This is a genomic window from Pseudoxanthomonas sp. (assembly GCF_002863005.1).
In the GTDB taxonomy this organism is placed as follows: domain Bacteria; phylum Pseudomonadota; class Gammaproteobacteria; order Xanthomonadales; family Xanthomonadaceae; genus Pseudoxanthomonas_A.
This window is the reverse complement of the sequence record NZ_PKDG01000044.1, coordinates 67,138-92,617: the sequence shown is the minus strand read 5'-3', so window position 1 is coordinate 92,617 and position 25,480 is coordinate 67,138. Positions and strand designations below refer to the sequence as shown.

General features: G+C 67.8%; 20 protein-coding genes. 7 read left to right on the top strand and 13 right to left on the bottom strand.

Features of this window, described 5'->3' with window-relative positions; all coding sequences use genetic code 11:
* Positions 1–209 precede the first annotated feature (209 nt).
* From CYU89_RS15480 to CYU89_RS15470, 3 genes are all read right to left on the bottom strand, one after another.
* The gene (locus CYU89_RS15480; RefSeq protein WP_296282385.1) at positions 210–1,028 is read right to left on the bottom strand and encodes an isocitrate lyase/phosphoenolpyruvate mutase family protein; all 819 of its coding nucleotides are present in this window, start codon (positions 1,026–1,028) and stop codon (positions 210–212) included.
* A gap of 96 nt (positions 1,029–1,124) precedes the next feature.
* Positions 1,125–1,346 (bottom strand): hypothetical protein, encoded by a 222-nt coding sequence (locus CYU89_RS15475; protein ID WP_296282384.1) that lies wholly within the window; start codon positions 1,344–1,346, stop codon positions 1,125–1,127.
* A 425-nt stretch (positions 1,347–1,771) separates the two neighbouring features.
* Positions 1,772–2,650, bottom strand: a complete 879-nt coding sequence (locus tag CYU89_RS15470; protein ID WP_296282382.1) for a M28 family metallopeptidase — start codon at positions 2,648–2,650, stop codon at positions 1,772–1,774.
* A gap of 157 nt (positions 2,651–2,807) precedes the next feature.
* Here CYU89_RS15470 and CYU89_RS15465 point away from each other — a divergent pair, with 157 nt between their 5' ends.
* The gene (locus tag CYU89_RS15465) at positions 2,808–3,455 is read left to right on the top strand and encodes a response regulator (RefSeq protein WP_296282381.1); all 648 of its coding nucleotides are present in this window, start codon (positions 2,808–2,810) and stop codon (positions 3,453–3,455) included.
* A 217-nt stretch (positions 3,456–3,672) separates the two neighbouring features.
* Here CYU89_RS15465 and CYU89_RS15460 read toward each other — a convergent pair whose 3' ends face one another.
* Together CYU89_RS15460 and CYU89_RS15455 are read right to left on the bottom strand one after the other, a co-directional pair.
* Entirely contained in the window at positions 3,673–4,425 is a 753-nt protein-coding gene (locus CYU89_RS15460) for a hypothetical protein (protein WP_296282379.1), read from the bottom strand.
* Between the two features lie 140 nt (positions 4,426–4,565).
* Positions 4,566–7,739, bottom strand: a complete 3,174-nt coding sequence (locus CYU89_RS15455; protein WP_296282377.1) for an Rne/Rng family ribonuclease — start codon at positions 7,737–7,739, stop codon at positions 4,566–4,568.
* 385 nt (positions 7,740–8,124) lie between these two features.
* Between CYU89_RS15455 and CYU89_RS15450 the strand changes: the two genes are divergently transcribed.
* Positions 8,125–9,123, top strand: a complete 999-nt coding sequence (locus tag CYU89_RS15450) for an RluA family pseudouridine synthase (protein WP_296282375.1) — start codon at positions 8,125–8,127, stop codon at positions 9,121–9,123.
* 1 nt (position 9,124) lies between these two features.
* Here the strand turns inward: CYU89_RS15450 and CYU89_RS15445 are convergent, their stop codons facing one another.
* On the bottom strand, positions 9,125–9,538 hold the full coding sequence (locus tag CYU89_RS15445; RefSeq protein WP_296282374.1) for an energy transducer TonB: 414 nt from the start codon (positions 9,536–9,538) through the stop codon (positions 9,125–9,127).
* Positions 9,538–9,885, bottom strand: a complete 348-nt coding sequence (locus tag CYU89_RS15440) for a 4a-hydroxytetrahydrobiopterin dehydratase (RefSeq protein WP_296282372.1) — start codon at positions 9,883–9,885, stop codon at positions 9,538–9,540. Before CYU89_RS15440 ends, CYU89_RS15445 begins: the two co-directional genes overlap by 1 nt.
* Before the next feature lie 91 nt (positions 9,886–9,976).
* Between CYU89_RS15440 and CYU89_RS15435 the strand changes: the two genes are divergently transcribed.
* Both CYU89_RS15435 and CYU89_RS15430 read left to right on the top strand, forming a co-directional pair.
* The gene (locus tag CYU89_RS15435) at positions 9,977–10,573 is read left to right on the top strand and encodes an NfuA family Fe-S biogenesis protein (protein WP_296282370.1); all 597 of its coding nucleotides are present in this window, start codon (positions 9,977–9,979) and stop codon (positions 10,571–10,573) included.
* Between the two features lie 15 nt (positions 10,574–10,588).
* A complete protein-coding gene (locus CYU89_RS15430) occupies positions 10,589–12,199 on the top strand; it encodes a hypothetical protein (RefSeq protein WP_296282368.1) in 1,611 nt (536 codons plus the stop codon).
* Positions 12,200–12,359: 160 nt separating this feature from the next.
* Here CYU89_RS15430 and CYU89_RS15425 read toward each other — a convergent pair whose 3' ends face one another.
* On the bottom strand, positions 12,360–12,815 hold the full coding sequence (locus CYU89_RS15425; RefSeq protein WP_296282367.1) for a cytochrome c: 456 nt from the start codon (positions 12,813–12,815) through the stop codon (positions 12,360–12,362).
* Positions 12,816–12,822: 7 nt separating this feature from the next.
* Complete coding sequence (locus CYU89_RS15420; RefSeq protein ID WP_296282395.1) at positions 12,823–13,221, bottom strand: cytochrome c; 399 nt, start codon at positions 13,219–13,221, stop codon at positions 12,823–12,825.
* A 377-nt stretch (positions 13,222–13,598) separates the two neighbouring features.
* Here CYU89_RS15420 and CYU89_RS15415 point away from each other — a divergent pair, with 377 nt between their 5' ends.
* The 3 genes from CYU89_RS15415 to CYU89_RS15405 are packed head-to-tail and all read left to right on the top strand — an operon-like array spanning position 13,599 to position 21,363.
* Positions 13,599–14,741 carry an efflux RND transporter periplasmic adaptor subunit gene (locus CYU89_RS15415; RefSeq protein ID WP_296282365.1) on the top strand — a complete coding sequence of 381 codons (1,143 nt, stop codon included), beginning with the start codon at positions 13,599–13,601 and terminating at the stop codon, positions 14,739–14,741.
* Positions 14,738–18,256: an efflux RND transporter permease subunit gene (locus CYU89_RS15410; protein WP_296282363.1), complete on the top strand. Its 3,519-nt coding sequence runs from the start codon at positions 14,738–14,740 to the stop codon at positions 18,254–18,256. The genes CYU89_RS15415 and CYU89_RS15410 overlap by 4 nt, the downstream gene beginning before the upstream one ends.
* Positions 18,253–21,363 (top strand): efflux RND transporter permease subunit, encoded by a 3,111-nt coding sequence (locus CYU89_RS15405; protein WP_296282361.1) that lies wholly within the window; start codon positions 18,253–18,255, stop codon positions 21,361–21,363. The genes CYU89_RS15410 and CYU89_RS15405 overlap by 4 nt, the downstream gene beginning before the upstream one ends.
* Positions 21,364–21,423: 60 nt before the next feature.
* Here the strand turns inward: CYU89_RS15405 and CYU89_RS15400 are convergent, their stop codons facing one another.
* The 4 genes from CYU89_RS15400 to CYU89_RS15385 form a co-directional block, all read right to left on the bottom strand.
* Positions 21,424–22,656, bottom strand: coding sequence for a TraB/GumN family protein (locus CYU89_RS15400; protein ID WP_296282360.1), 1,233 nt, complete (start codon positions 22,654–22,656; stop codon positions 21,424–21,426).
* A 4-nt stretch (positions 22,657–22,660) separates the two neighbouring features.
* Complete coding sequence (locus CYU89_RS15395; protein WP_296282358.1) at positions 22,661–23,191, bottom strand: GNAT family N-acetyltransferase; 531 nt, start codon at positions 23,189–23,191, stop codon at positions 22,661–22,663.
* Positions 23,192–23,200: 9 nt separating this feature from the next.
* Positions 23,201–24,085: a carbon-nitrogen hydrolase gene (locus tag CYU89_RS15390; RefSeq protein ID WP_296282356.1), complete on the bottom strand. Its 885-nt coding sequence runs from the start codon at positions 24,083–24,085 to the stop codon at positions 23,201–23,203.
* 84 nt (positions 24,086–24,169) lie between these two features.
* Entirely contained in the window at positions 24,170–25,477 is a 1,308-nt protein-coding gene (locus CYU89_RS15385) for an MFS transporter (protein WP_296282352.1), read from the bottom strand.
* Between the last annotated feature and the right edge of the window lie 3 nt (positions 25,478–25,480).

Here is a 25,480-nt window from a genome sequence, read left to right as displayed (position 1 = left end):
AAGAAAACCCGACCAGGTCGGTCGGGTCTGAAAGGGGGAGTCCCCGGCTCCGGCAGTGCTGCTTGCTCAAGGCAGCGCCCGTTTCCGTTGCAGAGCGGCCATTCGTGGCCTGCGCAGGGCGTGCTGCCGGGGACGCGTCCATGGTCGCGGGTGGTGCTCACCTTTGCAGTCGGGTGTAGCCCCGCCGTGCTGTAGGGAAATTCCTACCCTCATCCGTGATCGGATGCAGCGAACAACCCGTTGACCGCACCGTAGCCCATCGCCTTCGGATCGGGCAGGGACGTCGCATCCTCGTGCAGGAACGCGCTGACCTGCGTCGCCAGGCGACCGTACATCGATTCGGCCAGCGCCGAACCCGTGCTGATGCGTCGTACGCCCCACGCCTGCAGCGCGGCCAGGTCCTGCAGCTGCGGGCGCACCATCAGGTTGAGCGGCAGGCCGCAGCGCGCGACCAGCGTGCGGATCGCGTCCGCATCGACCAGCCCCGGCGCGAACAGGCCGTCGGCGCCAGCGTCGCGATACAGATCGGCGCGCGCCACGGTTTCCTCGAGGCGCGCGCCTTCAACCACCAGGCCGCGAAGATATACGTCGGTGCGCGCGTTGATGAAGACATCCAGCCCATGGCGCACGCACGCCGCGCGGATGGCGCGGATCTTCGTGGCGAGCAGCGCGGGGTCGCGTGCGCCGTCTTCCAGGTTGATGCCTGCCGCGCCCGCTTGCACGGCACGGACTACGGTATCCGCCACCGCGGTGGGATCGTCGGAGTAGCCGCCTTCCATGTCGACGGTCAGCGGCACATGGATGGCGCGCGCGATGCCGGCGACGGCGTGCAGCAACGCGTCCCTGTCCAGTGAGTCACCGTCGGGATAGCCTTGTGCCCACGCAAGTCCCGCACTGGTGGTGGCGACGGCAGGCGCGCCCAGGTGCTCGATCAGACGGGCCGTACCCGCGTCCCAGGCGTTGGCGAGGCGTAGCAGACCCCGCGAATGGAGATCGCGGAAGCGGGAGACCGCGGAAAGATGCGTCATGGCAGGTCGTCGGAAGAAACGGGCGCACAGAGTGCCACGCGCGTCACTTCAGGACTCACCGCTTGCGGACAGCAATATCTGTCGCGTGCCCGTGGATCAGGCGCAGAGACGCCAGCCCTCGAACAGGCGCCAGCGACCGTCGCCGCCTTCGATGTTGATGGCGTACTCCAGACCCTGCTGGTGGCGCTGGTTGGCCAGCTTGACGGCGTAGCCCAAAGCCGCGCCCGGGCTGCTGAAGTGCAGGGGAGGGGATTCGTTGATCGACAGCTCGTACGAACCATCGTCGGCGGGAGCGTGGAAGAGATCGAACGTCATCATGGGGATGCGGAATGCGTTGCCTGTGGTGCAACGTACGGCGCGACGCGTGATGCGGACGCATACACGGGCACGGCGGTTCCACGCGATTAAGTCATGTGGAAATGGCGTGAGAAAACTGTGCAGTCAGGCTGAACGCCATGCACGCGGTCTTCGCATCCACGTCCGTAGAACAGCGCGCAGTGGTCGGGCCGGCGGATCCACCCCTTCTGCCTCCCGCGACCCCCTGCTACCGAGCCGCAAGGCTGACACCCAGGGCACCACGAGAGAACCGAACGCAGCGCACCGGACACCCCCTGTTCCTTAGCTGCGCCTGGCGGTGGACCGCGAGTCCGACACCGTCGCCGCCCGGAGAGCCAGGCGTGTTCTCGCCCCCCAATGCAAACGGGCCCGAAAGGGCCCGTTTGTGTGTCCGGCGCGGTGCAGGCTCAGTGTGCGGGAGCGGCATCCCAGGCGCGCAGCCCGTGTTCCACCACGCGCAGGGCATCGTCCACGCGACCGCTGTCCAGTTCTGCGGCCGTGTCGCGGGCGCTGTGGATCACCTGCATCACCTTCGGCATCTGCGCCGGCTTGCCGCCGCCGAAGACCGCCAGGATCGGGTCGATCTCATCGCCACCGACCAGCGAGAACGACACCGCCGGCCAACCCGCCTTGAGGAAGGCGAGGTGGTCGGTGGGCGGATACTTGTCGCCGGGCTGGAAGCCGAGTTTCTCGTGCTTGCTGGATGCCCGCAGGGCGGCGACCAGCAGGCTGTCGCCGCTGTCGCTGGCGGGCTGCATCATCCACAGCGTGTCGCCCCAGCCGAACACGTCGAAGTTGACGTAGAGCGCCGGTTTCTCGCGTCCCGGCGTGGCGACCCACGCGCGCGAGCCGAGCAGGCCCTTCTCCTCCAGGTCCCAGAACACGACCTGTACGCGGTGGTGTGCCAGGGGCTTCGCTTTCAATGCCTGCGCCAGCTCCAGCACTGCCGCGACGCCGGACGCGTTGTCCGTGGCTCCGTGGCCGACGTCGACCTTGTCGTAGTGTGCGCCGATCAGCAGCAGCGGCGCCTTGCCGGGGCCGCCCAGGTCGGCGACCAGGTTCTGCCCGGACTGTCCGTCCTGCTCGAACGCCTCACGCTTCCATTCGATGCCGAGCGCCGTCAGGCGCTGGCCGATGGCATCGCCGCGTGCGGCAGTGTCGCTGCGCGCGCTGACCGCTTCGACTTGCTGCAGCCAGCGACCGGAGACGTCGTCGGCCCAGGCCGGCACGCTGGTGAGGAGGGACAACAGGAGGGCGTGGCGGGCGCAGCGGCGCAGAGAGGTCATGGCGGAATTCCGGTGGAAAGCGCGAGTATGCCGCAGGCCGGCGGCGGTCTCGACCGGCCGGTACGCCCGCCGCCGGCGCGCGTCGATACAATGTTAATTGCGCGGCGATGGACGCCACCCCTACGCTCCACCCGTATCCCCCAAGGCATCCGTCTCCATGACCATCCGTGTTTTTCTGATCGACGACCACGCGCTGGTGCGCACCGGCATGCGCCTGATCCTCGGTACGGACACCGACATCGAGGTGGTGGGCGAGGCGGAAACCGGCGAGGCCGCCCTGCCGCTGGTTCGCCAGCTGAAGCCCGACGTGGTGCTGTGCGACCTGCACCTGCCGGGCTACAGCGGACTGGAGGTGACCGAGCGCATCGTACGCGCCGATATCGGCGTGCGGGTCATCATCGTTTCGGTGCTCGAAGACGGCCCGCTGCCGAAGCGCCTGCTGGAAGCCGGTGCATCCGGCTACCTGGGCAAGGCCGGAGACGCCACCGAGCTGATCCGCGCCGTGCGCGATGTCGCCCGCGGCAAGCGCTACCTGGGCAGCAACGTGGCGCAGAACCTGGCGCTGCACACCGTGGGCGGCGACGCGTCGCCATTCGATGCGCTATCGCCGCGCGAACTGGAAGTCGCCATGCTGCTCACGCAGGGCATGCGCCAGGAAGAGATCGCGCGCCGGCTCAACCTCAGCGCGAAGACGGTCAACACGCACAAGACGCGCCTGTTCGAGAAGACCGGCGTGCAGGACAACATCGCCCTGGCGCGCTTGGCCGCCCAGTGGGGCCTGATGGACCCGACACGGTCGCTCTGAGCGACCGGCAACGCGCTGACGGAGCGGGCGCGCCTTGGGTCGTCCTCAGAGGTCACTCCCGCGCAGGAGGGAATCCATGGCCTGTTCGAGCCGCGATACGACATGCAGGCAGCAACGGGGCTTGGCGTCCGCGGATCGGCGGTGGACTGACCGATTCGACCACGACGCCGTCATTCCGGCGCACGCATGGAATGCCAGGCGTGCGTGAGGATGGGCGCTAGCGCGCAGGCTGCGCCTGTGTTCTTGCTTCCATCGCCGCGGTGCAGGTCTGCAGCGAGTCCACCATGGCGTCGGCAAGCTCCGTGGCGCGTGTCTCCAGCGCGGCGCGCGCTTCGCCTACGGCGGGCACACCCAGCACCGCGATCTCGTAACGGCTGCCGCCGTGCACGAACAGGCGGTGCACGGAGAGCGAATGGAGCGGTTCGTCGGGTGCGTTCAGCAGGGGACGTGCAACCGGGAAGGGTGCATCCGGGTCATCATCGCCGATGTTCAGCAGCCGCAGCCGCACCATGGGGCCGAACGAGGATGTGCCGGTATCCACGCGGTAGCGGTCGGCCGACGCGACTGCAGTGACGGCGCGCGAATTGTCGTATTCGCGCTGCAGCAGCCCGCGGTATTCGTCGGCGGGACTGCGGTCTCTCGGCAAGGTGGAGGTGACCACGTAGGCACTCATATCATTCTCGTAACGCAGGCGGTAGAACGAGATCGCGCCGCCGCCCAACGTGCCGTGCACGACATCCCGGGCCGGTCGGATGGGGGGCATGTCGATGCAGTACACATCGAGGAACGTCCACTCGAACAGGAGCGACTGCGCGCCGCCCGTGCCCTTCATCTGATAGGGCCCCTCGGTCCATCCCACGAGGCTGCGCTGCTGGGCGTCCGCCGTGAGCGGCTGCGTGGACAGGAGGGTGGCCGCCGCGACGGTGATCAGGACACGCGCCGCGCATGCGGGCAGGGAGGGTCGCTTCATGACAGGCATCCATGCACTGGGAACATGGAACGACTGTAATCGCATCATTGCGTGACTGCCACCCGCTGGTGTCCGGCGCCCTGAAACGACACTGGCCGCTTGCGCGGCCAGTGTGTGTTCACGCCAGGAAACGCGGCGCGTCAGGCGCTGCGCTCTTCCGTGCTGTCATCGTCCTGACCGTCGGCCGCAGCGATCCCGTCGGCAGGCTTGGCCGGTGTGACCACCGGTTCGAACAGGCTGCGCGTGACCGACGGCGGCGTGTCTGCATCGGCGACGAAGAACAGCGAGCCGGTGGCCGGCGCGCTGATGGGCTTCGGCACGACCGGGGGCGTCGTCGGTGCTGCGGGCACCACCGCTGCTTCGGTATCGGCGACGGTGGCCTCGTTCACGGCATCGACCAGATCGATCTGCACCGGCTCGCTACGCACGGGGGCGATCGCCGGGGTCTCCACCTGCGTGTCCGCCGTCTCGACGGCGGCGACCGGCGCTACCGTCGCGACCGCCTCGACGACCACGGGGGCCGGATCCGCGGCGATCTCGGCCTTGACCGTTTCGACGATGGCGACCGCGGCCGGGGTCTCATGCTGCACGGTGGCGGTCACCTCGGGCTGGATGCGCGCGGCTTCTGCCTTGACTGCGTCGATGACCTCGACGGCCGCGACCGCCTCGGTCACGACCGGTGCAGGCGCGCTCGCGGGAGCGGGGGCAACGTCCGTTTGGGCGTCGGATGCAGCGGCCGCAGTCGCCACGACCGGTGCGGCAGTGGCGACGGGTGCGGACGCATTCGGTTTCGGTGCACGCGGTGCGGCGACGGCCGGCTCTTCGTCGTCGAAATCGAACTCCGGCTGCGACCGGTCCGCGACCGGGGTGTCGTCATCGCTACCGAGCTCATCGACCGACAGGCCTTCTTCACCGGTGGCACCGGTTTCGCCGTTGCCGCGACGGCGGCGGCGGCCACCACGACGGCCGCGGCGGCGACGGCCACCTTCGCCCGTGTCGCCGGCGTCGGCGGACGGGACCGCATCGCCCTCGATGGCAGCGATCTGCGTCGCCTCGAGTTCGGTTGCCGGTGCGTCGGGCAGCGGGGTCGCCACGGGCGTGTCGGCCGGGGGGGTGAAGCGCGCGATATCCGGCGTGGCGGCCACGGCCGCGGCGGCGGTCACCGTCTCGACAGGGGTCGTGCCGGTCGGCTTCTGCGCATCCTGCTGCGGCGTGCGCGGGGCCTGCGGACGCTGGCCTTCCTGCCCCTGCGGCTTGTTGCCTCCCTGCTGGCCTTGGGGCTGCCGGGGTGCCTTCGGCTGCTGTGCATGGCCCTGGCCGTTCTGCGGCTGGCCGCCTTGCGGCTTCTGCTGCTTCTGGCCCTGTTGCTCGTTGCGCGGCTTCTGCTGCGGAGCGTTGCCGCCCTGCAGCTTGTCGCCCTTGCCGCGCTCGTCGCGGCGGTTGTTGTCCTGCTTGCCGCCACGGCCCTGGTTCTGCTGGCCCCGGTTGTCGCGGTTCTCGCGACGGGCGTTGCCATTGCGGTCGTTGCGCGGGCGGCTGTCCTGCTGCGGACGCGCCTGCGGGGCCGGTGCCGCGGCTTCGCCGCCACCGAACAGGCGCTTGAAGAAGCCGACCACGCCGCCCGATGCGGGTGCGGCCACGGCGACGGGGGCCGCGACCGGAGCAGGAGCGGGCCCCGGTGCCGGCGCCTCACGCTCTTCACGCACCGGGGCCGGCTGCGTGTGCTTGACATGGGTGACGGCGGGCGCAGCCGGGATGTTGAGCTGCGCCTTGGTCAGGGCATGCACGGGCAGCTTGCGCTGGGTGCCGCGGTGGTAGCTGGGCTTGCTGCTTTCTTCGCCCAGCTCGTTTTCGCGGATGCGGGTGACTTCGTAGTGCGGCGTGTGCAGCGCCTCGTCGGCCACGATGATGACGGGCGCATCGTGGCGCTGTTCGATCTCGCGCAGCGCGCTGCGCTTTTCGTTGAGCAGGAAGTTGGCGATCTCGAGCGGGGCCTGGATCAGCACCTGCCCCGTGTTGTCCTTCATCGCATGCTCTTCGGCCACGCGGATGATCGACAGCGACAGCGATTCGACGCTGCGCATGCGGCCATGGCCTTCGCAGCGCGGGCAGACGATCTGGCTGGATTCGCCCAGCGACGGACGCAGGCGCTGGCGGCTCATCTCAAGCAGGCCGAAGCGCGAGATGCGGCCGATCTGCACGCGGGCGCGGTCGTACTTCAGTGCGTTCTGCAGCTTGTTCTCGACTTCGCGCTGGTGCTTGTTGCTGGACATGTCGATGAAGTCGATCACCACCAGGCCGCCCAGGTCGCGCAGGCGCAGCTGGCGGGCCACTTCCTCGGCCGCCTCCATGTTGGTGTGGAACGCGGTTTCCTCGATGTCGCCGCCCTTGGTGGCGCGCGCCGAGTTGACGTCGATGGCGGTCAGCGCCTCGGTCTGGTCGACCACGATGGAGCCGCCGGAGGGCAGGCGGACGTTGCGTTCATACGCGCCTTCGATCTGCGATTCGATCTGGAAGCGGTTGAACAGCGGGATGTCGTCCTTGTACGGCTTCAGCTTGCGCAGGTTGTGCGGCATGACCTGCTGCATGAACTCGCGCGCGGTCTCGTACAGCTCGTCGGTGTCGACCAGGATCTCGCCCACGTCGCTGCGCAGGTAGTCGCGCAGGGCGCGCACGATCAGGCGGCTTTCCTGGTAGATCAGGAACGGAGCCGGCTTGGTCAGCGCGGCTTCGGCGATCGCCTTCCACACGCTGAGCAGGTAGTCCAGGTCCCACTGCAGCTCTTCGGCGTCGCGGCCGACGCCGGCGGTGCGGATGATCACGCCCATGTCGTCGGGAATGGCCAGCGCGTCCATCGCCTTCTTCAGCTCGGCGCGGTCGTCGCCCTCGATGCGGCGCGACACGCCACCGGCGGTGGGCGAGTTCGGCATCAGCACCATGTAGCGGCCGGCAAGGGAGATGAACGTGGTCAGGGCGGCGCCCTTGTTGCCGCGCTCGTCCTTGTCCACCTGGACGACGACTTCCTGGCCTTCCTTCAGCAGCTCGCGGATGCCGGCCTTGTTGTGGTCGACACCGGCCTGGAAGTAGTCGCGGGAGATTTCCTTCAGCGGCAGGAAGCCATGGCGGTCGGCGCCGTAATCGACGAAGGCAGCTTCCAGGGAGGGCTCGAGCCGGGTAATGCGGCCCTTGTAGATGTTGGACTTCTTCTGTTCCTTCGACGGCTGTTCGATATCGATGTCGTACAGGGTCTGACCGTCGACGATGGCCACGCGCAGCTCTTCGGCCTGCGTGGCATTGATCAACATGCGTTTCATTGTGCGTTCCTCGCGCGCTGCTACCGCGCGGAACGCCATGGGGTTTCGCCTCTGGAACGTTGCACCGCCCCTTGCGCAGGCGCAGCGGGGCGGATCGGGTTTCCAGCGCTACGACACCACGGCAGGCCGCGGGAGCGCTTTTCTTTCTAATAGGTGTTGCGGGGCCGGCGGCAGCTTCCCCCAAGAGGTGGCGCCACGCGGGACATGTTCAGCATCAGGTGCCGTCACGCACCCGGCGGTATCCGGGCCTGCCGATCAGCCGCTAACATGGCCGCCCCTGGGGCGGTGGCCGCGCACTTGCCGGAATCGCGGGGAGACGGGCTTCTGGCCCAACTGCAACTCCCTGCGAAATCAAACCCTTATCTCGCCCTCCGAGTGTAACAGAATGAATGGCTCCAACCCCAGCCCCCCCACCGCCAAGCCTGCCGCCGCCGCCAAGAGCGCGGTGCGGACGGTCACGGTGCCAGCGGACCGGGGCGGCCAGCGGCTGGACAACTTCCTGCTGGGGCAACTGAAGGGTGCCCCGCGCAGCCTGGTCTACAAGCTGGTGCGCAGCGGCCAAGTGCGGGTGAACGGGGGGCGGGCCAAGGCGGAGCGGAAGCTGGAGGGCGGGGACGAGGTGCGTATCCCGCCCGTCAGTCTCACGGAAGTGGGAGAGAAGGTCGCGCCTCCCTCAGGCTTCCTGAAGCGGATGGAGGCCGCCATCGTGTTCGAGGACGAGCGGCTGCTGGTCATCAACAAGCCGACCGGCGTTGCCAGCCATGGCGGCAGCGGGATCAGCCACGGCGCCATCGAGACGATGCGCGCCCTGCGGCCGAACCAGACGCTGGAACTGGTGCACCGGCTGGACCGCGACACCTCCGGCCTGCTGGTGATGGCCAAGAAGCGGTCGGCGCTGTCTGAACTGCAGACGCTGCTGCGCGAGGACAGCGAGGACGGGACGCGCGGGATCGAGAAGCGCTACCTGACGCTGCTGGTCGGCCGCATGCCCGACGGGGTGATGAGCGTCGATGCCCCGCTGCACATCGGCCTGCGCCAGGGTGGCGAGCGCCACGTACAGGTGCATCGCGATGGCAAGGCGTCGCTGAGCCACTTCCGCGTGCTGGAGCGTCGTGGAGGGCATTCGTACTGCGAGGTCCGCATCGATACCGGCCGCACCCACCAGATCCGCGTGCATGCGCAGCACATCGGCCATCCCGTGACCGGCGACGACAAATACGGCGATCCGGCCGTGAACAAGCGGCTGCGGGAGCAGGTGGGCTTGAAACGACTGTTCCTGCACGCGGCGTCGCTGCAGTTCGCCCTGGACGGCGGCAGGACGCCGTACGTGCTCAGCGCGCCGCTGTCGGAGGATCTCGCGGACGCGCTGGAACGACTGGGCTGATTCAGCCCGCGCCCTGCGCGAAGCACCGGGTCGGCTTCTCCAGCACCGGCGGGAACGTCACCGGGACGTTGATGGTGTGGCTGACCGGTTTGCCGTTGCGCGTGGCGGCGCGGAATTTCCAGGTCTGCACCGCGTCGAGCGCCGCCTTGTCGAGCGAGGCGTTGCCGCTGCCCTGCACCTGCGCGACACGTGCCGGCACGCCGTCCTGTTCGACCGTCACCCGCAGCACGGTGGTGCCACCGGCACCATCGCACTCGGCATCGGCGGGGTAGACGGGGGGCGGCGTGTCGATGGCGGCCAGTTCGGTAGGCGCGACCAGGGGCGCGGCGGATTCTTCCTGCTGCTTGGCGCAGGCCGACAGCACGAGGATGCCCGCGAGCATGGAGAAGGCGGGCGGGACGAGGCGAAGTCGCATCAGGATTCTCCCAGCAGGGCGCCGGCCTTGGCGGCGCAGATGAAGTCGTTCTCGCTCAGGCCGCCGACGTCGTGCGTCGAGTAGCGAACGACAGCGCGGTTGTAGTGCACGCCGAGATCGGGGTGATGGTCTTCGGCATGCGCAACGAAGGCGAGGGCGTTCACGAACGCCATCGTCTCGTAGTAATCCGCGAAGGCGAACGTCCGCAGCAGTGCGTGGCCGTCCTCGACCAGCTCCCATCCAGGGATCTGCGGCAGCAGCTCGGCGATGCGGGCAGGCGGCAGGCGATGCTCGCTGCCACGCAGCGGCACGCAGTGCGCGCGGGCCAGGGGGATGAGATCGGACATGGCGCGGCTCCTGCTGGGACCAGTCTGAATGAACCACGACGACCGGCCTGTGGATGTGAATGCCCCTCGGGCAGGGGGCTAGAATAGCGCCATGATCCAGATTTCCGACAGCGCACAGGCGCACTTCCGCAAGTTGATCGAACGCGAAGCCTTGCCTGGCCTGGGCGTCAGGCTGAGTGCCGTGCATCCGGGCACGGCGCAGGCCGATGCGCGGCTGGAGTTCGCCGAGCCGCGCGACCTGGCAGGCGATGAATGGGCCGTGGATTGCGACGGGTTCACCTTGTATGTCGATGCCGCCAGCGTGCATTGGCTCGACGGCGCCGACATCGACTACGTGCTGAAAGGCGCCAGCACCCAGCTGACCATCAAGGCGCCGCGCATCAAGGGCGAAGCGCCCGGCGATGCGGCGTCGCTGGTCGAGCGCGTGCGCTGGGTCGTCGACAACGAGATCAATCCGCAACTGGCGTCGCACAAGGGCCGTGTGGCGGTCGAAGAAGTCGGCGGCGATGGCGTGGTGTGGCTGCGGTTCGGTGGCGGCTGCCACGGCTGTGGCATGGCGGACGTCACCCTCAAGCAAGGTATCGAGAAGACGTTGATGGCACGCGTACCCGGCGTCACCGCCGTGCGCGATGCCACCGACCATGAAACGGGCGACGCGCCCTACATCCCGCGCGGCAACGCGGCCTGACGGGGTCCTGCGCCGGTGACGAACGCCACCGACGTCATCGCACACCTGCTGCCGCGCAAGGCCGCCACCATCGTCGAGCGCCAGACCGGCCTGCCGTTTGGCTGGGGCCTGTGGTTGCGTGCCTTGCCGGAGCGACTGGGCCGCATCACCCGCGAGAAGGCCGATGGCATCGTCGATGCCGTCGCGCTGCGTGCGCCGCGCGCCCGGATCGCGCCACCGTTCCTGCCCAGCCGGCTGACTGCGTTACGGTCGCTGTTCTATCAGGGCTGGGGTCCGCCGCCGCGCGAAGAGCGCTGGATGCGCTGGCTCGCGGGTTTCAGCAGCAGCCTGCTGCACCTGATGTTCTTCCTGTTCCTGCTGTGGGTGGCGCTGGTGCAGATTCCGCCACCGCGGCCCGATGCCGGCGACAGCAGTCGCGTGAGGCTGGAGATGGTCGGCGACGGCAGCCCGGATGACGTGGGCGGTGCCGTGGAGGCGGGCGAGACCGCCAGTGAGCAGAGCGCAGCGGCGACGGCGTCGCCCGCCGCTGCGCCGTCACTGACCTCGACTCCTCCGCAGCCGACCGAAACGCCGCCGCCTTCGGACGCTGATGCACCGGAGGTTGCGGTGGACATGCCGCCCGTACCGCTGCGCGAGGTGCCGGTGCCGGAGATTGCGGAACAGCCGCTGCAGGTGACCGAGGTGGCCGAACCCACGCGCGCGTTCGTCTTGCCGCCGCCCACGCCCCGGCAGCCGGAGATCCGACCGCCGGCGATGCGGGAAATCGGCGTGCCCACGCGCGACATTCCCGTGCCCGTCACCGCGCCCGTCGTGCGCCGCGAGATACCGATGCGAGCTGTCGACGTGCCGGCTGTCGCCACGCGGGAAGCGGAAGTCCGCGAACGCGAAATGGCGGTGCCTGCTCCAGCGGTGCGGAACGTGCCGGTACCGACACGCGATATTGCACCGCGTGCCCTCGCGACACGGGAGCGCAGCGTGCGCCAGGCGGAGATCAATGAGCCCTCTCCCCGGGCAGCACCGGCGCCGGCCGCCAGCGCCAACGCCAACGCCAACGCCAACGCCAACGCATCTACCGCGCCCCGGGGCACGACGGCCCCGGCGTCGGGTGCGCGCGGACCCATGCCGACCCCCCGTGCCGGTGGCTGGGACACCCCCGCGCGCGCCGACGACTGGGGCAACGCGCGGCGCGAGATCGCGGGCGACAGCGTCGCAGATGGGCGCGGCAACGCGGGCCTCTACAACGCCGATGGCAGTCTGCGCGTGCCCGGCAATGCGGGCGACGCGGCGGCGGAGCGGGGCGCTCCCGGCGGCGGCAACGATCAGTGGACCCGCGAACGGCTGGCGGAGGCGGGTACGTGGCTGCAGCGGCCGCCTTACGACTACGAGCCGACCAGCTTCGACAAATACTGGGTGCCGAGCGAGTCGCTGCTGGCCGAATGGGTGCGGCGGAATGTCCGCCAAGTCGACATTCCCATCCCGGGCACCAACATGAAGCTCAAGTGTTCGATCTCCGTCCTGCAACTGGGCGGAGGCTGTGGCCTCGGCAGCCTGTTCCCCGAGCCGCCCAAGGCCCGCCCGCCACCGGAGATCCCGGTCAAGCGCACGCCGATCCCGACGGACAGCTGATCAGGTCGACGCGCGCGTCGCCCCAGGAAGCGAGGTCAGTTGCGATGAAGCATTTGGAAGGGTCGTCGCGCGCGACCTTGCCCCCGAGGACACCTGCCGTCCCCACAAAAGAAAACGGAGCCCAAGGGCTCCGTTCTCGCGTATCCGATGCGGGAAAGACTTACTCGTGGACGCCGTGCAGATCGCGCAGCTGCGAGGGGCGCGAACCGAAGTAGGCCGCCAGGTCTGAGATGTCCTGGTCGCTCAGGTTGGCGGCCTGGGGCGACATCAGGGCGTGCTGGCGATCGCCGCCTCGATACGCTTGCAGCGCGTGCGCCAGGTAGTCGCCGTACTGGCCGCCCAGCTTGGGATAGGTGTCGTCGATCGGCGCATTGCCATCCGCGCCGTGGCAGTCGATGCAGCTCTGCCCGGTGGCCTTGCCCTTGGCCTTGGCCAGTTCCTCGCCCTTGGCGATATGCCCCTTCGGCAGGCCTGCCGACGAACTGGAACCGTGTTCGCCACTGGCGTGGCCCGGGTTTTCGGCCGAGGCCTCGGTGCTTTCCTTCGAGCAAGCCACCAGGGTGAGGGCCGCGAACAGGACGATGGCTAGACGCTGGGCGTGCTTGGCGTTGGGCATGGTGGGATTACTTGACGGTGGAAAGGAAAGCGGCGATGTCGGCGATGTCCTGGTCGGAGAAGCTCTGCGCCTGGGCCTGCATCGTGGGGTGCTTGCGGTTGCCGATACGGTATTCGGTCAGCGCATTGGACAGATACTCCGCCGACTGGCCACCGATCTTCGGCACCTTGAAGCTCGGGTAGGCGTTCTTGTAGCCGACGATGCCGTGGCAGCCCTGACAGGTGTAGGTCAGGGTGCGGCCGGTGTCGGCGTTGCCGACCAGCGGCTTGGGCGCAGCGACCGGCGCCGTGGCGGGCGCGGCGGCTTCGGCGACCGGCGGAGTGACCGGCGTTTCCTGTTGGGCGGTCAGGGCGGCCAGCGGAAGGGCGGCCAAGGCAAGGCAAGCAGCGAGCGGCAGCAGTCGCATCATTCTCGTGAAACTCTCAGGTTGCGCGCGCCACGTACCACCGCAGCGCTTGGCTGAACGCAAGTATAGCCTGCGACAGAATGTCACGCACAGGCGCGAAGATGCGCCGTGTTCCCCGCCGGCGTGGCGTGGCGCGGAGCGCGTGCGGTACTCGGGCGTTTCGCACGCGACGACAACGCGATGGGACACAACGACGCGCCGGTGTCCGGCATGTCGCATCTCCGACGAAGCAACCCGCCATCGCATCCTGGCTCAAGCACGATCGCCCCGGGCACGAATGCCGACGCAAGTCACCATGACCTTCGGCGCATGGAAGTCGTTCAGGGGTGATATACCTTGATACAACACCACCACAACACCACCACGGTACCGCCTCCATGTCCCGACCCCGCCCCCATTCCGGCCGTTCGTACCTGCGCCTGGCACTGATTCCCGTCCTGTGCAGCCTGCTGGTCCTGTCCGCCTGCAAGGGGGGCGGCCCGACTCCCGAGGCCCAGGCCAAGAACGGCGAAGCGCCCAAGGAGCCCGACGCCGTCCCGGTCGAGGTCGCGAAGGTCACCCACCGTCCCGTCGCGGCGAGCTACAGCGGTACGGCAGCCCTGGAAGCGCTGGGTGAGTCCCAGGTCGTCGCCAAGACGTCCGGCGTTGCACTGGCCGTGCTGGTCGAGGAAGGGCAGGTGGTCCGCGCCGGCCAGGCGCTGGTTCGACTGGACCCGGACCGCCTGCGCCTGCAGGTCGCCCAGGCCGAAGCGCAGATGCGCAAGCTGGAGAACAACTACCGCCGCGCGCAGCAGCTGGTCGAGCAGCAGATGATCAGCGCGAACGACGTCGACCAGATCAAGTACGACCTCGAGAACGCGCGCGCGTTCTACCGCGCCGCCGCGCTCGAACTGTCGTACACCACCGTCACCGCGCCGATCTCGGGCGTGGTGGCCTCGCGGTCCATCAAGACGGGCAATTTCGTGCAGATCAACACACCGATCATCCGCATCGTCGACCAATCGCGCCTCGAGGCCACGCTGAACGTGCCCGAGCGCGAGCTGTCCACGTTGAAGGCCGGCCTGCCGATCGCGTTGTCGGTGGACGCGCTGCCCGGCAAGGTCTTCCAGGGCACGGTCGACCGCATCGCGCCGGTGGTGGATTCGGGCAGCGGTACGTTCCGCGTGGTGGGTTCGTTCGCCAGCGATGGCGTACTGCAGCCGGGCATGTTCGGCCGCATCCGCATCGATTACGACCAGCGCGCCGATGCATTGGTGGTGCCGCGCGTGGCCCTGCTCGACGACGGCGATCCGGCAGTGTTCGCCGTGCGCGACGGCAAGGCCGCGCGCGTACCGGTGAAGGTGGGGTATGTGGACGGCGAATGGATCGAAGTGCGCGAAGGCCTGAAGGTCGGCGACCAGGTGGTCACTGCCGGCAAGGTGGCGCTGCGTGAAGGCAGTTCCGTGCAGGTGATCGGCGCCGAGCCGGCCAAGGTCGCCGCGAAGCCTGAAGCCGCCAAGACCGCCGGAACCAAGCAATGAGCACGCCCGGTCACTCTCCGGGGGATCACGGCCCCCACGCCGCCGGCGTCGACGGGACGATGGGAGGAGGCCTGGTCGAGTTCTCCACCCGCCGTCGCGTCACCATCGCGATGTTCTGGATCACGATGTTCCTGTTCGGCGTGATCGCGCTGGGCTCGCTGAAGGTCAACCTGCTGCCCGACCTCAGCTATCCCACGCTCACCGTGCGCACGGAGTACACGGGTGCCGCGCCGTCGGAAATCGAGACGTTGATCAGCGAGCCGGTGGAAGAAGCCGTCGGCGTGGTGAAGAACCTGCGCAAGCTGAAGTCGGTCTCGCGTACGGGCCAGAGCGACGTGGTGCTCGAGTTCGCCTGGGGCACGGACATGGACCAGGCCAGCCTGGAGGTGCGCGACAAGATGGAGGTCCTGTCGCTGCCGCTGGAAGCGAAGGCGCCGGTGCTGCTGCGCTTCAATCCGTCGACCGAGCCGATCCTGCGCCTGGTGCTGTCCAACAAGCAGGAACCGAAGAACGATACCGACGCGATCCGCCTGCTGACGGAGCTGCGCCGGTACGCCGACGACGACCTCAAGAAGAAGCTGGAGCCGGTCACGGGCGTGGCCGCGGTCAAGGTCGGTGGCGGCCTGGAAGACGAAATCCAGGTCGATATCGACCAGCAGAAGCTGGCCCAGCTCAGCCTGCCGATCGACACCGTCATCCAGCGCCTGCAACAGGAGAACATCAACATCTCCGGCGGACGCCTGGAGGAAGGCTCGCAGCGCTATCTCGTGCGCACGGTCAACCAGTTCGCGACGGTCAACGAGATCCGCGACATGCTGGTGACCACGCAGAGTGGCGGCGACAACGCCGCGGCGTCCGCCGCGGCACAGATGGCCGCCATCGCGGCGTCCACCGGCTCTGCGGAAGCCATGGCCGCGGCGGCCTCGGTGCAGAGCGCTTCGGGCGGGGGTGGCAATGTCATCGCCGGCGGCATGCCGGTACGGCTGAAGGACGTGGCCGAAGTGCGCCAGGGCTTCAAGGAGCGCGAGGCGATCATCCGCCTGGCCGGCAAGGAGGCGGTCGAACTCGCCATCTACAAGGAAGGCGATGCCAATACCGTGTCCACCGCGGAAGCGCTGAAGGCCAAGCTGGAACAGCTGAAGCAGCAGGTTCCGCCGGATGTGGAACTGACGATCATCGACGACCAGTCGCTGTTCATCGAACATGCCATCGCCGACGTCAAGAAGGATGCCGTGATCGGTGGCTTGCTCGCCATCCTGATCATCTTCCTGTTCCTGCGCGATGGCTGGAGCACGTTCGTCATCAGCCTTTCGCTGCCGGTCTCCATCGTCACCACGTTCTTCTTCATGGGTGAGCTCGGCCTCAGCCTCAACGTGATGTCGCTGGGCGGCCTTGCCCTGGCCACCGGCCTGGTGGTGGACGACTCCATCGTGGTGCTGGAAAGCATCGCCAAGGCACGCGAGCGCGGCCTGGGCATCCTCGACGCCGCCATGGTCGGCACGCGCGAGGTCAGCATGGCCGTCGTGGCGTCCACACTCACCACCATCGCGGTCTTCCTGCCGCTGGTGTTCGTGCAGGGCATCGCGGGCCAGTTGTTCCGCGACCAGGCGTTGACGGTGGCGATCGCCATCGGCATCTCGCTGATCGTGTCGATGACGCTGATCCCCATGCTGAGCTCGCTGAAGGGCCGGCCGCCGCTGGCATTCCCGGAAGAAGCACCGCATCCGCAGTGGAAGCCGGCCTCGCGTTGGCAGAAGCCGGTCGCCGCCAGCGGTCGTGGCATCGGCGCCGCCTTCCGCTATGTGTTCTTCGGCATCGCCTGGCTGGTGGTGCGTGCATGGCGGGGCATCGTCGCAGTGGTCGGCCCGGTCATGCGCAAGGCCAGCGACCTGACGATGGCGCCCTACCATCGCGCCGAGGCCGGTTACATGCGCCTGCTGCCGGCGTCGCTGCATCGCCCGTGGCTGGTGCTGGGCTTCGCCGCCGCCACGTTCCTCGTCGCGCTCGCGGCGGTGCCGATGCTCGGTGCGGACCTGATCCCGCAGCTGGCGCAGGACCGGTTCGAGATGACCGTGAAGTTGCCGCCCGGCACGCCGCTGGCGAAAACCGACGCCCTGGTTCGCGAACTGCAGAACAAGCATGCCAAGGATGAAGGCATCCATGCGCTGTACGGCGTCAGCGGCAGCGGCACGCGACTCGACGCCAATCCCACGGAAAGCGGCGAGAACATCGGCAAGCTGACGGTGGTCATGGCCAATGGCGGTAATGAAGCCATTGAAACGCGCGAGACCGAAGCGTTGCGCGCGACCATGAAGGACCACCCCGGCGCGCAGGTCGACTTCAGCCGGCCCGAGCTCTTCAGCTTCTCGACGCCGCTGGAAGTCGAACTGCGTGGCCAGGACCTGGCCAGCATCGAGCAGGCGGGCCAGAAGCTGGCGGCCCTGCTGCGCACCAACCCGCACTACGCCGACGTCAAGTCTACGGTGGAGCAGGGCTTCCCGGAGATCCAGATCCGCTTCGACCAGGAGCGCGCGGGTGCGCTGGGCCTGACCACGCGCCAGATCGCCGATGTCGTGGTGAAGAAGGTGCGCGGTGAAGTCGCCACGCGCTACAGCTTCCGCGATCGCAAGATCGACGTACTGGTACGTGCGCAGGAAGGCGACCGCGCCTCGGTGGAGAGCATCCGCCGGCTGATCGTCAATCCCGGCAGCGCACGCCCCGTGACCCTATCGGCGGTGGCCGACGTGGTGGCCACCACCGGCCCCAGCGAGATCCACCGCGCCGACCAGGTGCGCGTGGCCATCGTGTCGGCCAACCTGCGCGACATCGACCTCGGCAGCGCGGTGCAGGAAGTGCAGACGATGGTCGCCGAGAATCCGCTGGGAGCCGGCGTCGGCATGCACATCGGCGGCCAGGGCGAAGAACTGGCGGAATCGGTCAACTCGCTGCTGTTCGCGTTCGGCCTGGCGGTGTTCCTGGTGTACCTGGTGATGGCGTCGCAGTTCGAATCGCTGCTGCATCCGTTCGTCATCCTGTTCACCATTCCGCTGGCGATGGTGGGGGCGGTGGCTGCGTTGTTCCTGACCAACTCGCCGGTGTCGGTGGTGGTGTTCATCGGCCTGATCCTGCTGGTCGGCCTGGTGACGAAGAACGCCATCATCCTGATCGACAAGGTCAACCAGCTGCGCGAGGCCGGCGTGGCCAAGCGCGAAGCGCTGATCGAAGGCGCTCGCTCGCGCCTGCGCCCGATCATCATGACCACGCTGTGCACGCTGTTCGGCTTCCTGCCGCTGGCCACCGCGCCGCTGTTCGGCAGCCCGGGTGCCGAAGTGCGGTCGCCCATGGCCATCACCGTGATCGGCGGCCTGCTGGTCTCGACCCTGCTGACCCTGCTGGTCATCCCGGTCGTCTACGACCTGCTGGACCGGCGTGCCGATGCGTACTACCGCGAACGCGGCCGCCGCACCCGCAAGGCCGCGATGCAGCCGGTCGAAGGGGAGGGCGAACCCGCATGAGCGTCGCGGAGTTCAGCATCAAGCGGCCGGTCACGGCGGTGATGTTCTTCATCTCGCTGTTCGTGATCGGCCTGATCGCAGCGGTACGCCTGCCGCTGGAAGCCTTCCCCGAGGTGTCGCCGCCCTTCATCTTCGTATCGCTGCCGTACACCGGCTCGACACCGGAGGAGGTCGAGCGCACGGTGCTGCGTCCGGCCGAGGAAGCGCTGTCGACGATGGCCGGCATCAAGCGCATGGAGTCCAATGCCAAGGCCGAGGGCGCGCAGATCTTCATCCAGTTCTCCAACTGGGACCGCGATGTCGCCATCGCCGCGTCGGAAGCGCGCGAGCGGCTGGATGCGATCCGCGACGACCTGCCGGAAGACCTGCAGCGTTATTTCGTTTTCAAGTTCTCCACCACCGACCAGCCCGTGCTGCGGGTACGCCTCGCCAGCAAGACCGACCTGACCGGCGCGTACGACATGATCGAGCGCGAGTTCAAGCGGCGGATCGAGCGCATTCCGGGCGTCGCGCGCGTCGAAGTATCCGGCGCGCCGCCGAACGAGGTGGAGATCGCGATCAACCAGGACCGGTTGACCGCGCACAACCTGAGCCTCAACGACCTGACCACCCGGCTGCAGGCGGTCAACTTCTCGATTTCCGCGGGCGTCATCAGCGATGGGCCACAGCGCCTGCGCGTGCAGCCGGTCGGCGAGCTGACCGACCTGCAGCAGCTGCGCGACCTCGTGGTCGGCAGCGGCAACGTGCGGCTGGGGGATATCGCCGATGTGCGGCTGAAGCCGGCGCGCATGGACTACGGTCGTCGCCTTGATGGCCAGCCGGCGGTGGGCCTGGACATCTTCAAGGAGCGCAATGCCAACCTGGTGGAGGTCTCCAGCAGCGCGCTGAAGGAAGTGGAGGCGATCCGCTCGCAGCCATCGCTCAGCGACGTGCAGGTCAAGATCATCGAAAACCAGGGCGACAACGTCACTTCCTCGCTGCTGGAGCTGGCGGAAGCCGGCCTGATCGGCCTGGTGCTGTCGATCGTGGTGCTGTGGTTCTTCCTGCGGCACTGGCCGTCGGTGTCGATGGTGACGCTGGCCATCCCGATCTGCTTCGTGATGACGCTTGGGTTCATGTACTTCGCGGGCGTCACCCTCAACATCCTGTCGATGATGGGCCTGCTGCTGGCGATCGGCATGCTGGTCGACAACGCGGTCGTGGTGGTGGAAAGCATCTACCAAGAGCGCGAGAAGTACCCGGAGAATCCGGTCTGGGCCTCGATCGTCGGCACCCGCCACGTGGCGATCGCGCTCTCGGCGGGCACGTTATGCCACTGCATCGTGTTCGTCCCCAACCTGTTCGGCGAGCGCAATTTCCTGAGCATCTACCTGGGCCAGATCGCGATCACCATTTCGGTGTCGTTGCTGGCCTCGTGGCTGGTGGCGGTGAGCCTGATCCCGATGATCTCGGCGCGGCTGAAGACGCCGCCGCTGGTGCGCACCGAGACCGGCATCATCCCGCGCATGCAGAAGCGTTATGCAGGCCTGCTGCGCTGGACGCTGGAGCACCGCGGCTGGAGTGTGCTGGGCATCCTGCTGATCGTGGTCGTGAGCTTTGTGCCGATCAAGTTCACCAAGTTCGACATGTTCGGCGGCGACAGCGGCGGCGAAGCCGAGCTGTACTACCAGTGGAAGGGCGCCTACACCAAGGAGCAGATGTCCGACGAGATCCTGAAGGTCGAACAGTTCCTGCAGGCCAACCGCGAGAAGTACCACATCACCCAGGTGTATTCGTACTTCAGTGAACAGGGCTGGGGCGGCACGCAGGTGAAGTTCGACACGGACAAGTCCAGCGAAACCAAACCCCTGGTCGAGCAGCTTCGCAAGGACCTGCCGAAGTCGGCGCGCGCCAACATTGGCATCAACGGCGAAGGCGGCGGGCAGGGTGGCGGAGGCCAGCCGGGACAGAGCGTGTCCTTCCAGCTGGTGGGCGATTCGACGCAGACCCTGTCGGAAATCGCGAACGACCTGATCCCCATCCTCGCCAAGCGAAAGGAACTGCGCGACGTGCGCGTGGATGTCGGGGACCAGAACAGCGAGCTGACCGTGCGCGTGGATCGCGAGCGCGCCGCCGCGTTCGGCTTCAGTGCGCAGGAAGTCGCGCGCTTCGTCAGCCTGGCCCTGCGCGGTGCGCCACTGCGCGAGTTCCGTCGCGGCGAAACGGAAGTGCCCGTGTGGGTCCGCTTCGCCGGCGCCGAGGACTACGGAACGGAGGATCTTGCGGGCTTCATGGTGCGCGCGCCCGATGGCCGCACGGTGCCGCTGCTGAGCCTGGTGAACGTGGCCGTGCTGCCCTCGGCCACGCAGATCCAGCGCACCAATCGGCAGACGACGGTGACCGTGCAGGCGAACCTGGCCGAAAAGGTCACGGTGCCCGATGCGCGCAAGGCACTGGAAGAAACGCTGATGGGCATGAGCTTCCCGGCCGGCTACAGCTATTCCTTCGATGGCAGCGCGTTCCAGGAAGACGACGAGGCGATGGCGCAGATGATGTTCAACCTGCTGATCGCCCTGGTCATGATCTACATCGTGATGGCGGCGGTGTTCGAGTCGCTGCTGTTCCCGGCGGCGATCATGAGCGGCGTGGTGTTCTCGGTGTTCGGCGTCTTCTGGCTGTTCGCATTGACCGGGACGACGTTCGGCATCATGTCCTTCATCGGCATCCTGGTGCTGATGGGCGTGGTGGTGAACAACGGCATCGTGATGGTCGAGCACATCAACAACCTGCGACGGCGCGGCCTGTCCCGTACCGATGCGCTGGTGGAAGGCAGTCGCGAGCGCTTGCGTCCGATCCTGATGACGATGGGCACGGCCATCCTGGCGATGGTGCCGATCGCGATGGCGAACACTCAGATGGCGGGGGATGGACCGGCCTACGCGCCAATGGCCCGGGCCATCGCGGGTGGCCTGGCGTTCTCCACCGTGGTCAGCCTGCTATTCCTGCCGACCATCTACGCGATCCTCGATGACATGCGCAGCGGTACGGCGCGCATGATCACGCGGGCGCGCCAGGGACGCGGCGCATCCGCGGCTGCCCGCAGCGTCACTGCCCTGCACACGGAGTGACGGCGGCGTGGAAGTGAAAAAGCCGGGCAATGCCCGGCTTTTTTCTGGAGCAGGCTGCGATCAGCCGACCAGCTTGCCCAGCATCCGCAGTCCCCCCGTCCACACGCCGATGGCCGTCCCGAGGCTGGTCAGGAAGAAGTTCAGCAGCACGCGGGCCACGCGGTTCTTCCACCAGCCGCGCATCGTCTGCACATCGTCGCGCAACGCCATGAAGTCCGCGTACGTCGGCTTGCGCAGCGTGGCTTCCACGAAGGCGCTGACCGTGCCCGAGGCGAGCGCCGGGTGCAGCGGGGTCAGGGGAGAGGAAATGAACGCGGCGAGGATGCTCAGCGGATGACCGCCCGCGATCGCGCAGCCGATGGCACCCAGCACGCCGGTGGCCAGCACCCATTGCAGCAGCAGGTCGGAGCCGACGTCGACGCCGCCCTGCCAGAAACCCCAGGCGAAGCCGCCCACGAGGAATACGCCGATCACCACTTCCATCCACGGGAAGCGCGACTTGGCCTTCACGATCTCCAGCGATCGGCGGGTCTCGGCGGGATCCACGGTGTCCTCCTGCAGATGCCGGGTCAGGCCGGGCAGGTGGCCCGCACCGACCACCGCGAGCACGCGGTAGGGTGACGGGGTGCCGGCCGGCTTGCTGGTCGCCACCTGGCGCAGGGCGGCCGCCATGTACTGATCGCGCTCGGCGATGATGGCCTGGTAAAGCTGCGGGCTTTCCGCTGCGAATTCGCCGAAGCTGGACTCCATCATGTCGCCCTGCTTGAGCTTCTCGATTTCGTCGTCGCCGACTTCCTCGTCGCCGAACATGCTGGCCAGGATGCCGGCACCTACCTTGGTCCGCTGCCACCAGCCCAGGGACTGCAGGGCGCGCTTGAAGGTCAGTCCGACCTCGCGGTCGATCAGATGCACCGGCAGTCCGAGCGCCTGCGCATCCAGCGCGCCGGCCTTCAGTTCTTCTCCGGGCTCGACGTCCAACTGCTCGGCGAGGCGCCGCTGGTAGGCGGCCAGCGCCAGGTTGGCGGCGAACAGGTGTGTCTTGCCTTCGCGGATCACCTTGACCAGGTCCAGCCTGGCGAGCGTATCCGGATCGGTGAGCGACTGCAGGCGGCCCGGATCCAGTTCCACGGCCACGCTGTCGTACTCGCCGCTGGCGACGGCCGCGCGCACGGCGTCTACGCTGGCACGCGAGACGTGGGCGGTACCCAGCAGGGTGTAGTGCACGCCGTCGCGTTCGACGATCTCGTGGGGCTGGCCGTGCAGCGGGGCGACGGCGGCAAGGGGTTCGGTCATCGTGTCATTCGTCTTGCGGAGGCGTGGCGGTGCCATCGCCGAGGGTGCGTTGCATCTGCACGGTGTCCAGCCAGCGGTCGTGTTTCCAGGCGATGCCGCGGAACACACCCACCAGGACGAAGCCGAATTTCTCGTGCAAACGGATGGACGCGGTATTGGTGGGTTCGCCGATCACCGCGATCATCTGGCGATAACCGCGTGCCTCGCAGGCGTGGATCAGTGCCCGCATCAGTGCAGCGCCGATGCCCTGGCCCTGTCGGCCGGGGACCACGTAGACCGAGTTCTCGACGGTCTTGCGATAGCCCGTGCGGGCGCGATAGCTGCTGGCGTAGGCGTAACCGACGAACTCTCCGTCCAGCTCGGCCACCAGGTACGGATAGCCGGCGTCAAGCACGCTCCGCATGCGGAGCGCCATTTCATCGGCGTCGGGCACGTCGTATTCGTAGGTATTGACGTGAAGGCGGACTTCGTCCGCATACAGGGCGGTGATGGCCGGCACGTCGGCCGGCGTGGCGTCACGGACGATCAGCGGCACGTGCTGCCCTCAGTCGATATAGCGCTTGAGCAGGTCGCCGTACGCATCGATGCGGCGGTCGCGCAGGAACGGCCAGATGCGCCGCACGTGTTCGCTGCGCTGCAGGTCGACCTCGGCCATGAGGACGGTCGCGTCGCCCCCCGCTTCCGCAATGAACTCGCCCTGGGGCCCAAGGACGTGGCTGTTACCCCAGAACTGGATGCCGGACGCACCCATGGGGGAAGGCTCATGGCCGACGCGATTGCAGCTCAGCACCGGAAGACCGTTGGCGACGGCATGGCCGCGGTGGCTCAACACCCATGCGTCGCGCTGGCGATCCTTCTCCGCCTGCTCGTCGTCCGGGTCCCAACCGATCGCGGTGGGATACAGCAACAGGTCGGCGCCGGCCAGCGCCATCAGGCGCGCGGCTTCCGGATACCACTGGTCCCAGCAAACCAGCACGCCGAGGCGGCCGACCGACGTGTCGATCGGCGTGAAACCCATATCGCCCGGCGTGAAGTAGAACTTCTCGTAGAAACCCGGATCGTCCGGGATGTGCATCTTGCGGTACTTGCCGGCGATGCTGCCGTCCTTTTCGTAGACGACGGCGGTGTTGTGGTACAGACCGGCGGCGCGGCGTTCGAACAGCGAAGACACCAGCACCACGCCGTGCTGCTTCGCCAGTGCGCCGAGGCGCTCGGTGCTCGGGCCGGGAATCGGCTCGGCCAGGTCGAATTCGTGGACCGATTCGTGCTGGCAGAAGTACGCACCGTTATGCAGCTCCTGCAGAAGGACCAGCCGCGCACCACGCCGGGCCGCCTCGGCGACGCGCGCCTCGATCACCGCCAGGTTGGCGTCGGCATCGCCGTGGTTCTCTTCCTGGATCAGGGCAACGGGCAGGGTGGTGCGGCTCATCGTGAGGACAGGGCGGATGCGGGGGAGGCCGCATGGTAACGCGTCCACCGTGACGGCAGGCGTCCCGAGCGTGAATGCGCGCGCTCAGGGGGGGCCGCCCGCCGCTTCCCGTTGCTTCTGCCGCCGGCCAAGCGCCACCCCGGTGATCGCCCATGCCATGGCAACTCCCGCACCGATGAACATCGCGGCGGCCGGATGGTCGGCCAGTACGTCCAGCGCGCGCTTCAGCCAGCCGCTCAGCGCATCGCCGCCGCGGTAGACGACGGTGTCGATGAAGTTCTTCGCCTTGTATTTCTGCTCGGCGGGCACGACGGTATAGAGCATCTCGCGTCCGGGACGCACGAAGGCATATTCGCCCGCGCGCCGCACCACCATCACCACCACGAAGACCGCGAATACCGGTGCCAGCGCCAGCCACAGGAAGCCCGCCGCGACCACGACGGGCACGGCCACCAGCAGCACACCGACCCCCAGCTTCTGCGCAACACGCCCGGTGATGAACAACTGGCTGAGAATGGCCAGCGTCTGCACGACGGTGTCGATCAGGCCGAACACCTGGGTCTGCTCTTCCTTGTCGGCGAAACGCTCGGCGACCAGCTTGGCCTGTTCGAAATAGAGGAACGTGGTCACGGTCGCCAGCAACAGCACGAACAGTGCAATACCCGCCAGGTAGGGCGAGCGGAACACCGCGGTCGCGCCGGCGAAGGGATTTCCACCGAGCGGCTGGCGTCGGTGTTCCGCCGAACTGACGCCTGCGGGCAACGGGTGGCGATCGCGCCAGCGGTGCAGCCAGGTCGCGGTGGCGGCGCTGGCGCCGATCAGCAGTGCAGACAGCAGCATCAGGCCGCCGTGTCCCAGCGGCTTCACCAGCAGCGTGGTCATCAGCGGACCCACCAGGCCGCCCAGGCTCGCGCCGGTGGCGATCAGGGCGAACAGGCGCTTGGCTTCGTGGCTCTCCATCACGTCGGCGAGCACGCTCCACGCCAGCGAGATCATCAGCAGGTTGATGACCGACACCCAGATGTAGAAGGTGCGCGCCAGCCAGACGTCCTCCGGCTGCGCCAGCATCGCCGCGCCATAGCCGAGCAGGCTGGCCACGACCATGCCGAATACCCACGGCACGATGCGCCGGCGGGAAACCTTCGATGCGATCCACCCGTACAACGGAAGTACCGCGAGGGTGGCGACGAAGGTGCCGGTGAACAGCCACTGCAGGTTGTCGACGCCGCCCGCGACGCCCATCGTTTCGCGGATCGGCCGCAGCATGAAGTAGCCGGCGAACAGCAGGAAGAACATCGCCAGCCCCGCGCCGACCACGGGTGCTTCGTGGTCGCGGACGTTGAAGACGCGGGCAAGCCAGGCGGAGATGCCTTGCGCGGGAGGCGAAGGCATGCG

Excerpts from the sequence above, each read along its gene's own strand:
- CYU89_RS15385 (WP_296282352.1), bottom strand. The coding sequence starts at position 25,477 with ATGCCTTCGCCTCCCGCGCAAGGCATCTCCGCCTGGCTTGCCCGCGTC.
- CYU89_RS15390 (WP_296282356.1), bottom strand. The coding sequence starts at position 24,085 with ATGAGCCGCACCACCCTGCCCGTTGCCCTGATCCAGGAAGAGAACCAC.
- CYU89_RS15460 (WP_296282379.1), bottom strand. The coding sequence starts at position 4,425 with ATGAAGCGACCCTCCCTGCCCGCATGCGCGGCGCGTGTCCTGATCACC.
- CYU89_RS15435 (WP_296282370.1), top strand. The coding sequence starts at position 9,977 with ATGATCCAGATTTCCGACAGCGCACAGGCGCACTTCCGCAAGTTGATC.
- CYU89_RS15425 (WP_296282367.1), bottom strand. The coding sequence starts at position 12,815 with ATGCCCAACGCCAAGCACGCCCAGCGTCTAGCCATCGTCCTGTTCGCG.
- CYU89_RS15480 (WP_296282385.1), bottom strand. The coding sequence starts at position 1,028 with ATGACGCATCTTTCCGCGGTCTCCCGCTTCCGCGATCTCCATTCGCGG.
- CYU89_RS15415 (WP_296282365.1), top strand. The coding sequence starts at position 13,599 with ATGTCCCGACCCCGCCCCCATTCCGGCCGTTCGTACCTGCGCCTGGCA.
- CYU89_RS15410 (WP_296282363.1), top strand. The coding sequence starts at position 14,738 with ATGAGCACGCCCGGTCACTCTCCGGGGGATCACGGCCCCCACGCCGCC.
- CYU89_RS15470 (WP_296282382.1), bottom strand. The coding sequence starts at position 2,650 with ATGACCTCTCTGCGCCGCTGCGCCCGCCACGCCCTCCTGTTGTCCCTC.
- CYU89_RS15455 (WP_296282377.1), bottom strand. The coding sequence starts at position 7,739 with ATGAAACGCATGTTGATCAATGCCACGCAGGCCGAAGAGCTGCGCGTG.
- CYU89_RS15400 (WP_296282360.1), bottom strand. The coding sequence starts at position 22,656 with ATGACCGAACCCCTTGCCGCCGTCGCCCCGCTGCACGGCCAGCCCCAC.
- CYU89_RS15440 (WP_296282372.1), bottom strand. The coding sequence starts at position 9,885 with ATGTCCGATCTCATCCCCCTGGCCCGCGCGCACTGCGTGCCGCTGCGT.
- CYU89_RS15450 (WP_296282375.1), top strand. The coding sequence starts at position 8,125 with ATGAATGGCTCCAACCCCAGCCCCCCCACCGCCAAGCCTGCCGCCGCC.
- CYU89_RS15420 (WP_296282395.1), bottom strand. The coding sequence starts at position 13,221 with ATGCGACTGCTGCCGCTCGCTGCTTGCCTTGCCTTGGCCGCCCTTCCG.
- CYU89_RS15445 (WP_296282374.1), bottom strand. The coding sequence starts at position 9,538 with ATGCGACTTCGCCTCGTCCCGCCCGCCTTCTCCATGCTCGCGGGCATC.
- CYU89_RS15465 (WP_296282381.1), top strand. The coding sequence starts at position 2,808 with ATGACCATCCGTGTTTTTCTGATCGACGACCACGCGCTGGTGCGCACC.
- CYU89_RS15475 (WP_296282384.1), bottom strand. The coding sequence starts at position 1,346 with ATGATGACGTTCGATCTCTTCCACGCTCCCGCCGACGATGGTTCGTAC.
- CYU89_RS15405 (WP_296282361.1), top strand. The coding sequence starts at position 18,253 with ATGAGCGTCGCGGAGTTCAGCATCAAGCGGCCGGTCACGGCGGTGATG.